Annotated in this window: 10 protein-coding genes and 2 tRNA genes; 7 read left to right on the forward strand and 5 right to left on the reverse strand. The window is 42.4% G+C overall.

Features of this window, described 5'->3' with window-relative positions; all coding sequences use genetic code 11:
• Positions 1 to 45 precede the first annotated feature (45 nt).
• The 5 genes from CZ367_RS01690 to CZ367_RS01710 all read left to right on the forward strand — a co-directional run bounded on the left by CZ367_RS01690 (position 46) and on the right by CZ367_RS01710 (position 6,819).
• Positions 46 to 1,383, forward strand: a complete 1,338-nt coding sequence (locus CZ367_RS01690; RefSeq protein WP_394334153.1) for a peptidylprolyl isomerase — start codon at positions 46 to 48, stop codon at positions 1,381 to 1,383.
• A 50-nt stretch (positions 1,384 to 1,433) separates the two neighbouring features.
• A complete protein-coding gene (locus CZ367_RS01695) occupies positions 1,434 to 3,314 on the forward strand; it encodes an OstA-like protein (RefSeq protein WP_394334134.1) in 1,881 nt (626 codons plus the stop codon).
• Between the two features lie 7 nt (positions 3,315 to 3,321).
• A complete protein-coding gene (locus tag CZ367_RS01700) occupies positions 3,322 to 3,648 on the forward strand; it encodes a hypothetical protein (RefSeq protein WP_077195445.1) in 327 nt (108 codons plus the stop codon).
• A gap of 5 nt (positions 3,649 to 3,653) precedes the next feature.
• Positions 3,654 to 5,495 carry a DNA mismatch repair endonuclease MutL gene (gene mutL / locus CZ367_RS01705; RefSeq protein ID WP_077195446.1) on the forward strand — a complete coding sequence of 614 codons (1,842 nt, stop codon included), beginning with the start codon at positions 3,654 to 3,656 and terminating at the stop codon, positions 5,493 to 5,495.
• 163 nt (positions 5,496 to 5,658) lie between these two features.
• Positions 5,659 to 6,819: an OmpA family protein gene (locus tag CZ367_RS01710; protein WP_077195447.1), complete on the forward strand. Its 1,161-nt coding sequence runs from the start codon at positions 5,659 to 5,661 to the stop codon at positions 6,817 to 6,819.
• 393 nt (positions 6,820 to 7,212) lie between these two features.
• Here CZ367_RS01710 and asnS read toward each other — a convergent pair whose 3' ends face one another.
• From asnS to CZ367_RS01735, 5 genes are all read right to left on the reverse strand, one after another.
• Positions 7,213 to 8,604, reverse strand: a complete 1,392-nt coding sequence (gene asnS, locus CZ367_RS01715) for an asparagine--tRNA ligase (protein ID WP_077195448.1) — start codon at positions 8,602 to 8,604, stop codon at positions 7,213 to 7,215.
• Between the two features lie 103 nt (positions 8,605 to 8,707).
• On the reverse strand, positions 8,708 to 10,168 hold the full coding sequence (locus CZ367_RS01720; RefSeq protein WP_077195449.1) for a pseudouridine synthase: 1,461 nt from the start codon (positions 10,166 to 10,168) through the stop codon (positions 8,708 to 8,710).
• 130 nt (positions 10,169 to 10,298) lie between these two features.
• Entirely contained in the window at positions 10,299 to 11,645 is a 1,347-nt protein-coding gene (gene purB, locus CZ367_RS01725; protein ID WP_077195450.1) for an adenylosuccinate lyase, read from the reverse strand.
• Between the two features lie 178 nt (positions 11,646 to 11,823).
• Positions 11,824 to 11,898: transfer RNA gene (locus tag CZ367_RS01730), tRNA-Val, on the reverse strand.
• A gap of 48 nt (positions 11,899 to 11,946) precedes the next feature.
• Positions 11,947 to 12,021 (reverse strand) — tRNA-Val (locus tag CZ367_RS01735).
• A gap of 1,179 nt (positions 12,022 to 13,200) precedes the next feature.
• Between CZ367_RS01735 and CZ367_RS01740 the strand changes: the two genes are divergently transcribed.
• A complete protein-coding gene (locus CZ367_RS01740; protein ID WP_077195451.1) occupies positions 13,201 to 14,868 on the forward strand; it encodes a formate--tetrahydrofolate ligase in 1,668 nt (555 codons plus the stop codon).
• A gap of 159 nt (positions 14,869 to 15,027) precedes the next feature.
• Positions 15,028 to 16,200: a sensor histidine kinase gene (locus CZ367_RS01745; RefSeq protein ID WP_077197328.1), complete on the forward strand. Its 1,173-nt coding sequence runs from the start codon at positions 15,028 to 15,030 to the stop codon at positions 16,198 to 16,200.
• Positions 16,201 to 16,266 lie beyond the last annotated feature (66 nt).

The raw sequence follows: 16,266 nt of genomic DNA on the forward strand, positions 1-16,266 counted from the left end.
ACGATGATGGGAATTCCCAAAGCAGCAAGCATCTGGGCAGCACAAATGGGTGCAACGGATACCCTCCACAGTGAAAAAGTCGACCCTGATAATGTGGTTGATGGCGTGCTATGGGTGGTAGGCGATGAACCTATATTGAAGTCGGACTTGGAAATGTTACGCCTACAAGGTGAGGCAGAGGGAATGAAATGGAAGGGCAATCCTAATTGCACTATATTGGAACAAATTGCTGTGCAAAAGCTTTTCTTGCACCAAGCTGCATTAGACAGTATTACGGTGAAGGAGAGTGAAGTGGCGCAGGAGGTGGAACAGCAGATCAACTATTTTATCTCGTTGCCACAAATAGGTTCGAAGGAAAAGTTAGAACAGTACCAACATAAGAGCATTGCGCAAATCAGACAAGATATGCACGATGAGCTAAAGAACCGACAATTGGTACAACGTATGCAAGAAAAATTGGTTAGCGATATAAAGGTGTCGCCTGCTGAGGTGCGTGAGTACTTCAAGAAGATACCTACAGACAGCCTTCCTATGATTCCAACAATGGTGGAGGTAGAGATACTTACGCAAACGCCAAAGTTGGAACAAGAAGAGGTGAACCGCATAAAGAACCAGTTGCGCGACTATACCGACCGTGTTACAAAGGGTGAAACATCGTTTGAAACTTTGGCACGCTTGTATTCGGAAGACCCAGGTTCGGCTCGTCAAGGTGGCGAATTGGGCTATATGGGACGTGGTATGCTTGATCCTACTTTTGCTGCGGCTGCCTTCAATCTTACCGACCCTAAAAAGGTTTCGAAGGTTATTGAGAGCGAATTTGGTTATCATATCATACAGTTGATTGACCGCCGTGGCGACAAGTTGAATTGTAGACACATCTTGATTAAACCAAAGGTATCGGCTAACGCCATCACAGCTGCAACTCAACGATTGGATAGTATTGCTAACGACATAAGAAGTGGCAAGTTTACGTTTGAAGCAGCAGCGGGTTATATCTCGGACGATAAGGATACACGCAACAACCACGGATTGATGACCAATTCTTCGTCTAATGCTCGCACATCAAGATTTGCAATGAAGGATTTGCCTACAGAGGTAGCTCGAATGGTAGAAGGATTAAAAGTGGACGAGGTTTCTGCACCTTTTACAATGGAAAACTCAAGAGGTAAAACGGTTTGTGCCATTGTCAAGTTGAAGAGTCGTGTAGACGAACATCGTGCTACCATTACCGAAGACTTCCAAGCAATGAAAGACATTGTAACCGCTGAACGCCGAAAGGAAGTGATACACAATTGGGTGGTGAAGAAGGTTAAGGAAACTTATGTAAGAATGGATCCTGCTTATCGAGATTGCAATTTCGAATATGAAGGTTGGAACAGATGATATTGAAAAATAAAAAGACAAATATTTGCGGGCATAGAATCGTTTCTTATATGATTCTATGCCTGTTTGGGCTATCTATACCCCACCTTGTTTGGGCACAAAACACAAAACCCAAACAAGGCGAAAAGGTGTATTTAGACCACGCTGATGTGCTCCGCCATAACCAATGGGAAAAGGCTGATGTGCAGATAGCTAAAGGAAATGTAAAGTTTAGACATAAAGATATGAGCCTTACTTGCGACAGCGCATATCTTAATGATAGACAAAATACCTTTGAGGCCTTTGGAGATGTGGACATTAAGCGCAAAGACGGAACACGTATCAATTGTGAACGAGTATTTTATGATGGTTTTGCACAAGTAATGAGAGCCAGAAAAAATGTACGTGTGCGCCAACCATTAAAGTCATTGAAGTGTGACAGCTTGGATTATAATTTGGTTTCTAAAGTGGCAAACTTCTTTGGAGGGCGTGGCACATTAATATATAATGGTAGCACAATCATTGCCGACGAGGGCGATTACAATACAGAAAATAGTGATGCAAACTTCTATGGAGATGTAATTATTCGTACACCTAAGTATCGCATAAATACACCAACGGCACACGGAAACACCGAAACAGGATTGATGCACGTTATAGGTAAGTCGGTGATAAGAACAAACAAAGGCGAGGTGGTACATACAAATGATGGAACATATAACAGCAAGACCGACAATATGGAATTGACAGGTTATTCCACCATTACATCACCTGAGAGAGATGTGCAAGGCAATAACATCACCTATAACAGCACAACGGGAGATGCAGAAGGCCACGGCAACGTGAAGATTTACGATAAGGTAAACAAGCGTACAATGACGGGCGAGGATATGAGATACAACAGCAAGACGGGGCAGAGCGAAGGTTCGGGCAACGTGAAGATTGTAGACCACAAAGAACAACGCACCATTACAGGTGACAACGTAATATATAACGGCAATACAGGACACAGCGAAGGTCACGGAAATGTAAAAATAGTAGATCTAAAAAAGCAACGCACCATTACGGGCGAACACCTGATGTACAACTCAAAGATACGTGAGGGGGAAGGAAAAGGCAATGTGCACTACTTAGACGAAAAGAGCAAACAAGCCTTTTATGGCGATTATATTCATTATACAGACTCGTCGGCAATAGCTTATGGGGGCAATCCTGGTCCTGTAGCAAAGGAGTTTTCGAAGGGTGATACGCTATTTGTTCACGCCGATACGATAACAATGAAGGGTTATAATGTAGATACGCCAGAGATGTATCGTAAAGTTTTCGGAGTGAATAATGTAAGGGCTTACCGAACAGATGTGCAGGCGGTGTGCGGATTTTTTGTGTATAATACTAAGGATTCGTGCCTGACAATGTATCAAGAGCCTATTGCGTGGAATGGTAATCAACAGATATTGGGCGACTCGATTAAAGTGTATATGAACGATTCCACCATCAGATCAGCACACGTATTTGGCAATGCGCTTTCGGTAGAAAAACTCAAGGACAAAGAGCATTACAACCAAATATCATCAGACTTGATGCACGCTTATTTTAAAGATGGTGCTGCACGACAGGGAGAGGCAATACGCAACGTGTTGACAATATATTATCCCCTTGATGAAAAAGACAGTTCGTTGGTGGGTTTGAACTATTTGGAAACCGATACGATGCGAATGTACATCGGTGTAGATAGACAGTTGGAAAAGATATGGACGAATAAGTTCACGTCAACAATGTATCCGATGACACAGATACCTCCCGACAAAACTGCTCTCCCCAATTTCCATTGGTATGAAGAGGTGCGTCCAAAGGACAAGAATGATATATTCCGTAACGTTGCACGCAAAGACGATACAGATATAAGACCAAAGGCTGTGCCTGCACCACCTCGACAGCAGATAATGAAATGATAGAAGTATGATGTTATTCAAACAGCGTAAGCCTCGACCATTTCATCATAGTTTTCTGTACATAGATGAACGGAAAGAACTGTTGAAGCAGATAGAGCAACGTGCAATAGCTGAACTTCAACGTGAAGAAAAGGCAAATGTGAAGAGTTGTAAGGACGACGATAGGGAGGGAAGGTTTGAAAGTTTCCGTAGCGAAAGCAATAATCCTTATCAGTTCGATTTCCATTCTTCACGCCTTAAGTATCGCACTCGCACACATCTTTTTATTATGCTTTGTATTGCAATCGCATTAATTTTGCTGTGTGGAGTGTTCTTTATTTCAATTACATCATAGAAGGAATGAGTGATATTATACAACTTTTACCCGATAGCATTGCAAATCAGATTGCCGCAGGCGAGGTTATTCAGCGTCCTGCTTCGGTAGTGAAAGAATTAGTAGAGAATGCTGTTGATGCTGGAGCAACGGTTATTAATGTCGTAATCGTTGATGCTGGGCGTACATCAATTCAGGTGGTGGACAACGGAAAAGGTATGACCGAAACCGATGCACGACTATCCTTTGAACGCCACGCCACATCTAAGATACGCAAGGCTGACGACCTTTTTGCGCTCACCACAATGGGATTTCGTGGTGAGGCTTTGGCTTCTATTGCTGCTGTGGCTCAAGTAGAGTTGCGTACACGTCAAGAGGGAGAGGAATTGGGTACACATCTTTCTATTGCTGGTGGAAATGTGACAGGTCAAGAAGTTTGCTCGTGTCCACAAGGTAGTAATTTTAAGGTGGAAAACCTTTTCTTTAATGTGCCTGCACGCAGAAAGTTCTTGAAGTCGAACACTACCGAACTCAATAATATTATCACAGCTTTTGAACGCATCGCATTGGTTTATCCCGATATAACATTCACGTTGAACAGCAATGGAACAGAGATATTTTCGCTCAAAGCTTGTAGTTTGCGACAAAGAATTGTAGAAGTTTTTGGTAAACGATTAAACCAAGACCTTCTTCCTGTGGATGTGCACACCACGTTGTGTCACATTCAAGGATTTGTGGGTAAACCTGAAGCGGCAAAAAAGAAAGGTGCATTGCAATTCTTCTTTGTCAACGACCGCTATATGAAGCATCCTTATTTTAATAAAGCGGTTATGAATGCTTTCGAACGCTTGATTCCTTTTGGCGAACAAGTGCCTTACTTCATTTATTTCAAAGTACCTGCTGAAAATATTGATGTGAACATTCATCCCACAAAGACCGAAATAAAGTTTGAAAACGAGCAAGCTATTTGGCAGATATTAATGGCAAGCGTGAAAGAGGCGATAGGCAAATTCAGTGCCATTCCTTCTATAGATTTCGATACAGAAGGCCGACCTGATATACCTGTTTACAATCCTAATACGAGCATTGAAGCACCTAAAGTGGAGGTAAACCCTAATTATAATCCTTTTTCACATACACCTTCTTTATCTTCAAGGGCAACGACAGATAGTTGGCAAGAGCTTTATAAGGGGTTGGAAATTGAAACTTCAAACTCAAATATTGAAACTATTGATGCACCAAACGCCGACTCAGAGCAACATATCTTTAAGTCAAAGGCTTCAAACCATTCGGTTATTGAAGATAAGTCGCCTATACATTATCAATATAAGGGCTGCTATATAATGACAGCAGTGAAGTCGGGATTGATGATAATCGACCAGTATCGTGCGCATACACGTATATTATATGAGCAGTATCTCAAGCAATTGAGCAAACGCACTGCGCCTACTCAGAAGTTACTCTTCCCTCAAATGATACAAATGCCTATCGCTGATGAGGCTTTTATTCAGAATATAATTCCCGAACTTCAAGCCATAGGCTTTGAACTTACAGATATGGGAGGTGGAAGTTATGCTGTTATTGGCGTTCCAACAGGAATAGATGGTCTAAACATAAAAGAATTGGTAGACGAAATGATAACAACTGCTATCGAACAAGATACTACTATTGGCGAAGAAATCGATAAAGCATTGGCATTGAGCTTAGCTAAGAATGCAGCAATCCCTCACGGGCAAATACTCGGTAACGAGGAAATGGAAAATTTAGTAAATGGTCTGTTTGCTTGTTCGAATGTGAATTATGCACCTGATGGCAAACCCATAATAAGCATACTTAAACAAGAAGAAATTGAACATTTATTGCGCTAAACGCTATAATTTGTCCTTTTTTTTATTTATTGAGGGTAAATGACGTTTTTTTTCGTAGGAAATAAGATGTTATTAAAATATAATTGCTACCTTTGCCAAAGAATTCAAAAAATAAACTTACTAATTACTAGTAGATAATTTGATTGTTTAATAAATAAAATTTATGAAAAAGTTTTTTATAGTATTGGCATTAGCTGGAGCATCAATGACCAGCTTTGCACAAGAAGAAGTACCTACACAAAAATATAGCGTTGCTACAAACTCTTTTTGGAGCAATTGGTTTATTCAAGTAGGTGGACAGTGGAGTGCTTGGTATTCAGGTCAGGAACATGGAATGAACGCTAAAGCAAGTCCTTTCAAGAGTTTCCGTGGTAAGCCAGGTGTTGCTCTTGCTATTGGTAAGTGGTTTACTCCAGGTTGGGGTCTCCGTGTTAAGGGACAAGGTATTTGGGGTAAACGTGTCGGAGAAAACGATAACGTAAACTCAACATTGGATAACACCAATAAGTATTGGTTGCTCCAAGGTCATGCTATGTTCAATCTCAGCAACTTACTCTGCGGTTACAACGAAAGCCGTGTATGGAATCTTATCCCATTCGTTGGTGCTGGTATTGGTCGTTCTATGAGCGAAGATTTTTATAGTATGGGGATTAGCGCTGGTATCCAGTCTCAATGGCGTGTTAGTAAGCTTGTTCGCATTTATGCTGAAGTAGGTTACAACCGCTTTGAAGGCGACATTGATGGTTTTGACCAGTACTATGGTAACCGTGGTTGGGATTCACACGATAACAACGTTTACGCTGAACTCGGTCTTAACTTCAACCTTGGTAAGTCTACATGGGAAAAGACTCCAGACGTAGATGCACTCAACGCACAGCACCAGTCTGCTCTTGATGCTTTGAACGCTCGTCTCCGTGATGCAGAAGCTGAAAACGCTCGTCTCCGTGATGCACTTGCTAACCAGAAGCCAGCTGAAACAGTATCTCAGTCTGTTAAGGAATTGATTGCAACTCCTATCTCTGTATTCTTCAACATTGATAAGACTAACATCGCTTCACAGAAGGATCTCGTAAACGTACAGGCACTTGCTAAGTACGCTCAGGAGAACAACAACAACCTCCTCGTTACAGGTTATGCTGATAGCGCAACAGGTAAGGCTGACCACAACCAGTGGTTGTCAGAAGAACGTGCTAAGACTGTAGCAGGCGAACTTGTTAAGATGGGTATCGAATCAAGCAAGATTACAACTGTTGGTAAGGGTGGTGTAGACACATTGTCTCCAATCTCTTTCAACCGTCGTGCTACTGTTCAGGTAACAGACTAATAAAGTTTAGAACAATAAAGAAAAGTGTTTGTCCAATGGGCAAACACTTTTTTTTATGTCTATAATTTTGTGATTACAAATCAAAGATTATTGGAATGAGCTGCGAGGGTGGGGATAAGGGGATATTAGTATCTGCTACGGATATAGGTAAAGGGTTATTAGTACGTTGCTTCTCTTTCCTTTTCATTATTCGGAACTCGATAAATCGAGCCCCTACACATTTACTCAGAAAGCAGTTGGGGTTAGCTCCTTAGCGAGGAACGAGTGGTAGAATCCTTTAATTCTGAGTGATATCATCCTTTATCTCCTCTAACTTCTAAAAAATGGAGGGTATGCCAAAATAGACATACCCTCCATATTTTTAGTTTCTAATCTGTAGATTGATGCTTTTGCTTAGAACTCTGCGTTCTTTGGTGTACGTGCGAATGGTATTACGTCACGTATGTTTTGCATACCTGTAACGAAGAGAATGAGACGCTCGAAGCCCAATCCGAAGCCACCGTGAGGACAAGTTCCGTACTTGCGAGTATCAAGATACCAATCGTAAACTTCTTCCTTCATACCACGGGTGTGGATTTCATCAAGAAGCTTTTCGTAGCTTTCTTCACGTACCGAACCACCAATGATTTCGCCAATGCGTGGGAACAACACGTCAGTACCCTGCATAGTCTTACCATCAGCGTTCTTCTTCATATAGAACGACTTGATTTCGCTTGGGTAGTCGGTCATAATAACAGGACGCTTGAAGTACTCTTCTACCAAGTAACGTTCGTGCTCGCTGCTCAAGTCCATACCCCATTCAGACACAGGGAACTCAAACTTAGTGCCGTTCTCTTGTGCTTTCTTCAATATTTCAAAGCCCTCTGTATAAGTAAGGCGTACAAACTCGTCTTTCAATACACCCTCAAGGCGAGCAATAAGTTCCTTATCAATCATTTGATTGAGGAACTCAAGGTCGTCTTTACAGTTGTCTAATGCCCAACGCACACAATACTTGATGAAGTCTTCTTCCAAATCCATCAATTCTTGTTGGTCAATGAAAGCCACCTCAGGCTCCACCATCCAGAACTCAGCCAAATGGCGTGGCGTGTTAGAGTTTTCTGCACGGAAAGTAGGACCAAATGTATAGATAGCACCCAATGAAGTTGCACCCAATTCGCCTTCCAATTGTCCAGACACTGTAAGGTGAGTAGGCTTGCCAAAGAAGTCGTTAGCATAGTCCACTTCTCCCCCTTTTGCTACACGGTCGAGGTCGAGCGTAGTAACTTGGAACATATTTCCAGCACCCTCGCAGTCGCTAGCTGTAATCAATGGAGTGTGGAAATAGTAAAATCCGTGTTCGTGGAAGTACTGGTGAATAGCCATTGCCATATTGTGGCGAATGCGGAACACAGCCCCGAAAGTATTGGTACGTAGGCGCATATGTCCATACTTACGCATATACTCCATACTCTGTCCCTTCTTTTGCATTGGGTAGTCGCTTGGGCAGAGACCATAAATTTCGATGTCTTTGCACTGAATTTCAGAAGTCTGCCCCTTACCTTGACTTTCTACCAATATACCATTTACGCTGATACAAGCACCTGTTGTAATGCTTTTCAATGCTTCAGCATCCATTGTAGATGGGTCTACTACTACCTGAATATTTTTGATTGTAGAGCCATCGTTCAAAGCAATGAAATCGACAGCCTTACTGCTGCGGTGAGAACGTACCCACCCACGCACGTTAATATCTTTTCCAAAGTCGGTGCAAGCGAGTGCATCGACGACTTTTGTTCTTTTCATTGTGATATATTTTGTTTGTCCTTAATACTAAAGGATTGAGAATAAGAACGTGCTAAGTTTTTAGCAACATTCTCATTCCCAATACTTTATAATAATATTTAGTTTATTCGAAAGCTCCCATACGAAGCATATCTACTTCTTGTTCGGTGAGGAAACGCCAGTCGCCACGACGAAGGTTCTTCTTTGTAAGACCTGCGAATTGTACACGGTCGAGCTTTACTACACGATAGCCGAGGCTTTCGAAGATACGGCGAACGATACGATTTTTGCCGCTATGGATTTCTATTCCCACTTGACACTGGTCTCTATCGTCTGCATACTGTATGTTGTCAGCCTTTATTTCACCGTCCTCAAGCGTGATACCATCAGATATTTGTTGTAATGTCTGTGGGAGCACAGGTTTGTCGAGGAATACGTGGTAAACCTTCTTCTTCAAGAACTTAGGATGTGTAAGCTTACTTGCGAGGTCGCCATCGTTGGTGAGCAACAATACACCTGTGGTATTGCGGTCGAGTCGACCAACAGGGTAGATGCGTTCAGGGCAAGCACCCTTAACAAGATCCATCACTGTTTTGCGCTGTTGTGGGTCGTTGCTTGTAGTTACATAATCCTTTGGCTTGTTCAAGAGAACATACACTTTCTTTTCCAAAGATACAAGTTCGTCCTTGAATTTCACTTCGTCCGAACGCAAAATCTTTGTACCCAATTCTGTTACCACTTCACCATTTACAGTAACGTTACCTGCCTGGATAAACTCATCAGCCTCACGGCGTGAGCACACACCTGCATTAGCAAGATACTTGTTGAGGCGCAATGGTTCGTTAGGGTCAATGTTTTCCTCCTTATATTCTATGCGCTTTTTGAGCGAATACTTTGCATTTGGGTCGTAGTCGCTGCTGTGTTGGCGATAGCCACCTTGTTGTCCGTAGGCGCCACGATTGTTGTTGTATCCTCCATATTGGTTGTATCCACCGCCTCGGTTGTTGTATCCACCGCCTCGGTTGTTGTTATATCCGCCTCGGTTGTTGTTGTATCCTCCACGTTGGTTGTTGTATCCACCGCCTCGGTTGTTGTATCCACCGCCTCGGTTGTTGTTGTATCCGCCACGATTATTGTTATATCCGCCACGTTGGTTGTTGTATCCACCACGGCTTTGGTATCCACCACGGCTCTGATACCCACCATTATTCTGCTGGTATCCACTCTCTTCGCCTTCGTTGTTGTTGTAGCGTGGGCGATAGCCTCCTTGTTGTGGTCGGCTCTGGTAGCCTCCTTGGCGTTGCTGATAGCTGTTTGTACGTGGGCGATAGCCACTTTGACGCTCTGTTCCTGAATGTCCCTGAAGATTAGAGCCGAATCCCTCTGGTCGGAATCCTCCTTCGCTATTGGTGTTTTCACGCTCTGTACCGTATGCACGTTGTGCTGTTATACGTGGGCGTTGTGTGCGCCCCACACTACTGCGGTACCCTCTTTCGTAATTGCCCTGTCCATTAGGTGAGTAGCCGTTACGGTTAGCCTCATTCTGTGTAGACTGACCTTCTTTGTTCTCAAGTTCTTCTGTCATATTTTTATCTTTTTAAGTTTTGTTTTGCAGCCTCACGGCCGCTCTTTTATTGATTACTATTATTGATAAATGTTTTTTTTCTTTTACCTTTATTACATATTATTAGTCTGTAAAGAAGTTTCCGGAGCAATTAAACTCCTGTATAGTTTTGTGGCGTAATCGCCATCAATTCTTTCTTTACCTCCTCGCTTACTTCCAATGTTTGGATAAATGCGTGAATACTATCTTCTGTCATCTTGTCATTGGTGCGTGTCAATGCTTTCAGTGCCTCGTAAGGATTAGGGTAAGCCTCACGGCGCAAAATGGTTTGAATAGCCTCAGCCACTACCGCCCAAGTATTCTCCAAGTCGGCATTGAGCTTTTCTTCGTTCAAGATGAGTTTGCGCAAACCCTTCAGTGTGCTTTGTACAGCAATGAGTGCGTGACCGAAAGGCACACCAACGTTGCGCAATACAGTAGAGTCGGTGAGGTCTCTCTGCAAACGACTTACAGGCAACTTCTGTGCCAAGAACTGCAACACGGCATTGGCAACGCCCATATTTCCTTCGCTATTTTCAAAGTCGATAGGGTTCACCTTGTGTGGCATAGCACTCGAGCCCACTTCACCCTTCTTAATCTTCTGCTTGAAATAGTCCATCGAGATGTACATCCAGAAGTCTCTATCCAAGTCGATGATGATGGTGTTGATACGGCGCATAGCATCAAAAATGCCACCCAAGTGGTCGTAATTGCTTATCTGTGTTGTCCATTGTTCGCGCTCCATACCTAAGTGTTCGCTTACAAACTTATTGCCGAATGCTTTCCAATCGTACGATGGGTAAGCCACGTGGTGTGCGTTGAAGTTGCCCGTAGCACCACCAAACTTAGCTGTAACTTTGCACGCTTTGAGTGTTGCCAATTGCTCTGTAAGGCGATATACATACACTTCTATTTCCTTGCCCAATCGTGTAGGCGAAGCAGGTTGTCCGTGTGTCTTAGCCAACATTGGTACGCCTTTCCATTCTTCAGCATATTCTTTAAGCTGTTGGATAAGCTCTTCTATCTTAGGATAGTACACTTCTTTGAGTGCGCCCATAATAGAGAGCGGTACGCTGGTGTTATTGATGTCTTGCGAAGTAAGTCCAAAGTGTATAAACTCTTTGTAGGCATCCAATCCTCCGATAGCATCAAATTGTTCTTTGATGAAATATTCTACGGCTTTCACATCGTGATTGGTTATTTTTTCAATATCCTTCACACGTGTTGCATCAGCTTCAGAGAAATTGCGATAAATTTTGCGCAATCTATCGAAGTGCTTTGCGTCAAACTTTGCCAATTGTGGCAAAGGTAATTCGCATAGGCTAATAAAGTATTCTATTTCTACTTGCACTCTGTATCTTATAAGTGCAAATTCAGAAAAATAGCTTGCTAATTTTTCTGTTTTATCTCTATAACGGCCATCAACAGGCGACACTGCGGTTAACACATCAAGATTCATAAGTCTATGTATATTTATTAAGTTGCAAATTTAATAAAATTAATTGATTAGTTGCAAACAATTGTGATAATAATTTTTAATTTGATAGATAATAGAAATATGTATATTTAATAGATCTTGATTGTTAAACAAGAAATAGCCTTGTAACATTGTGTTACAAGGCTATTTTGATAAAATGTGGGCGTTGACGGATTCGAACCGCCGACCCTCTGCTTGTAAGGCAGATGCTCTAAACCAACTGAGCTAAACGCCCTAATAAAAAACTCCCCGCAACCCCGAAAGGCTACAGGGAACACCCCTGTGGGCGTTGACGGATTCGAACCGCCGACCCTCTGCTTGTAAGGCAGATGCTCTAAACCAACTGAGCTAAACGCCCTTACTTTTCGTAAGCGGTTGCAAAGGTAAGTATAAAATGTGTATGCACCAAATTTTTGGCTCTTTTTTTTCGATATAAGGTAAAAGTTCTTGATTTTTGTACCTCGTTGCGTTTCATATTTTTCGCAGCCTTATATAAATAAGGTAGAGTGGGGGAGCGTTGTTGAAATTGCTCAGTGTGAGATTTTGGAAGAGAGAGCGCAAAAATAGGATAAGGAAAAATAGAACAATGGCGGTGTAAGGATAAATCTTTGTTTTAGATTTTGCAATATGTTGGTTATCAAGTATTTACAAACTGGTTTTAAAACATATATGTTTGACCACCTAAAACATATATGTTTTACCGCCTCAAAGTTAAACTTTGACAATGTCAAACATATATGTTTTGGAAGCGAAAGATGGAACTATTGTTATAGAAAAATGGAGAGAGGAAAAACAGAACAATATGTTCTTAGTGTTTGTTTTTTCAGTTGTTTAGCTCGCTAAACGTCTTCAAAAACAAACGAAAATAGCTCAAAATAAGCTCGCAAATCTCGAAGAAGTCTAACGACCGATTTGGGTTTAAAGGGATGTTGTTTTTGAGGAGTTAGAGGGAGTTAAGTGGAGTTGTCGCTCGTTCCTCGCTCGGAGTTAAAGCCAAATGCGTTAGGGATATTGTGTAGGGGCTCGATTTATCAAGTTCCGTTCATCATAAGTTAAGTGGAACTCGATCGATCGAGCCCCTACACGCTCTTGCACTATGTTGCAAAGTTGAAAGCCTAAAAGCGACTAAGGGTTGTTTTTTGCAAACGATTGAGCACACTTAGAGGTGAAAATGGTGCTCCACTCTGCATTAGTTAATAAATGCAGCGTGGAGCATAAATCTATAGGCAGGTTCTATAAATTAGCTTTGTTAGATTTTGAGCTTATTTTTGAACCAAAAAGAAGCCAAAAGATAACAAAACGTATTTCATAAAAAATTAATGACTATATGCGGTGGTAATTTATAGAACCCGCCTATGATGTATAGGGTTTGAATGTTCATTCTGTAAAGTGTGGTTTGCAATTGTGTGTTGTAACGAAATAATAGCAACTAAAAGCCCTCGTTTACTGCACATTTTGCAATAAAAAGTTGGTTATAATAAATATTTTGCTTAATTTTGCTTCCCTAAAATCTAATAATTTAAATCAGGTATTACTAATGAAATCAGATTTCGAGATTGCCCACGAGGCAAAGTTAGAGCTCATTGACAGCGTAGCGAAGAAAGTAGACATTCCAGTAGAAAAATTAGAACCATACGGCAAGTACATTGCTAAAGTTCCTTATACACTCATTGACGAGGAGAAGGTGAAGAAGAATAAGCTTATTCTTGTTACCGCTATTACTCCAACTAAGGCTGGTATCGGTAAGACTACCGTAAGCGTTGGTCTTGCTTTGGGTATGGCTCGTATTGGTAAAAAGGCTATCCCTGCTCTCCGTGAACCATCGTTAGGCCCTTGTTTCGGTATGAAGGGTGGTGCTGCTGGTGGCGGTTATGCTCAGGTGTTGCCTATGGAAAGAATTAATCTTCACTTCACAGGCGATTTCCACGCTATCACTTCGGCTAACAATATGATAGCTGCATTGCTCGACAATTATATCTATCAGAAGCAAGAAGAAGGCTTCGGAATGCGTGAGATATGGTGGCGTCGTGTGTTGGACGTAAACGACCGCAACCTCCGCAACGTTATTACAGGTCTTGGCGCACGCACCGATGGTAAGATGGCGGAAGGTGGTTTCGACATCACTCCAGCATCTGAAATTATGGCTATTCTTTGCTTGGCTACCGACGAAGAAGACTTGCACCGCCGTCTCGACAATATCATTCTTGGTATTAAGCTCGATGGCACACCATTATATTTGAAGGAATTGAACGTAACAGGTTCTATCGTTGCCCTCTTGCATGATGCTATCAATCCTAACTTGGTACAGACCATTGAGAATGGTCCTGCATTTATCCACGGTGGTCCTTTTGCAAACATTGCACACGGCTGTAACACCATCATTGCAACAAAGATGGGTATGACCTATGGCGATTATTGCATTACAGAGGCTGGCTTCGGTGCTGACCTCGGTGCAGAGAAGTTCCTCGATATTAAGTGTCGCAAGGCAGGTATCTCTCCTGTACTTACCGTACTCGTAGCTACTGCACAGGCATTGAAGATGCACGGCGGTGTAAACGAGAAGGAAATAAGCCAACCAAACGTAGAAGGCGTAAAGGCAGGTTTGGCTAACTTGGATAAGCACATTGCTAATATGCAGCAGTTCGGTCAGACCGTTGTGGTATGTTTGAACCGTTTTGCAAGCGATACCGACGAAGAACTCGAACTCGTAAAGAAGCATTGCGAAGAAAAGGGCATTGGTTTTGCACTCAACACAGCCTTTGGCGATGGTGGTCAGGGTGCTGAGGCATTGGCTCACTTGGTAGTAGACACTATCGAAAAGAACCCTTCTAAGCCATTAGAGTTTATCTACGACGAGGCTGACGCAGTGGAAGTGAAGTTGGAAAAGATTTGTCAGAAGATTTATGGCGCAAACCGTGTAATCCTCAAGCCTGCAGCTAAGAAGCAGTTGGAACGCATCAAGCAATTAGGTTTGGAGAAGTTCCCTGTATGTATTGCTAAGACTCAGTACTCTTTCTCTGAAGATGCTAAGGCTTACGGTATGCCAACCAACTTTGACATCACTATTCGCGACATCGTGATTAACTCTGGTGCAGAGATGATTGTTGCCGTAGCAGGAACCATTATGCGTATGCCAGGCTTGCCAAAGAGTCCACAGGCTGAACGCATCAATGTGGTAAATGGCGTGATAGAAGGTCTTTCATAAGATTTTTTATTTCATAATTATATTTTAGTGAACCCTTTCTATGAGTTTGAATATATCAAGCTCGTAGAGGGGGTTTTGTGTTTTGATAGATAGTATAGTGTGGGGTAAGAAGTGCGAATGATGCAATATTTTTCGTTTTTTAGCGTTAATCTTAACGTTATGCAATGGACGGACAGAATTAGACAAGTGAAGATTATTCTTGTGATAGCAGCAATTCTTATTGCTGTGGCTTCGCTTGTGGCTTCGCAAATCCTAACGCACGACCTTGCCCAACAAGAGCGTACACGTATGGAAGTGTGGGCTGATGCTATGCGCGCATTGAGTCAAGCTGACGAGAATACCGACCTAACATTGGTACTAAAGGTACTGAACGAAAACAATACCATTCCTGTTGTGGTGCTTGATAGCGAAGGCAACGTAACCGACTTTCGTAACGTAAAGATTGATGCCAAAACCTACGAAGACAGTTTGCACGTGGTTTCGGCTATGGCGATGCGAATGAAGGTAAACAAACAGAATATCAAAATTAAGCTGTCCGATACTGCAAAGGACTATATAGAAGTGTGTTATGACGACTCGTTGATGCTGAAGCGATTAGCACTCTATCCGTACGTACAGCTCGGCGTGGTGATGTTGTTTGTGGTGGTAGCCATCTTTGCTTTATTAACCTCAAAGCGTGCCGAACAAAACAAGGTGTGGGTGGGGCTGAGCAAGGAGACAGCGCACCAGTTGGGTACACCTATATCGTCGCTAATGGCTTGGACTACCATTCTTAAAGAGACCTATCCCGACGACGACCTATTGCCCGAAATGGATAAAGATGTGAAGCGTTTGCAGCTTATTGCTGAGCGTTTTTCGAAGATTGGGTCGTTGCCCGAACCTGTTCCCGCAAGTCTGAACGAGGTGTTAGACCACGTTATTGATTATATGGACAAGCGCACTTCTAAGAAAATTCTTATGGTGAAGGAGTTCCCCGAAGGCGATATTATCCTTAAAATGAACCCTTCGCTTTTCGAATGGGTGATAGAAAATCTTTGCAAAAACGCTGTTGATGCAATGGGAGGTGAGGCTGGACGCATTACGCTACACGTAGAAGAAACCCCAGAGCGTGCCATTATAGAAGTGAGCGATACGGGTAAAGGTATCAAAAAGAAAGATATTCGCAACGTATTCCGCCCAGGATTTACCACCAAAAGTCGTGGATGGGGCTTAGGACTTAGCCTTGCCAAACGCATTGTAGAGGAGTATCATCGTGGTCGCATCTATGTGAAAAGCTCAGAAGTGGGCAAAGGCACTACGTTTAGGATTGAATTGAAGAAGCCTAAGGAATAGCGAACACTAATTGAACATTCAAGATCTTCTCCAAAGAAGACCTATCCAACGCTCTCGGTAGTTTGT

It is taken from the genome of Prevotella ihumii, assembly GCF_900155655.1.
GTDB lineage: Bacteria > Bacteroidota > Bacteroidia > Bacteroidales > Bacteroidaceae > Prevotella > Prevotella ihumii.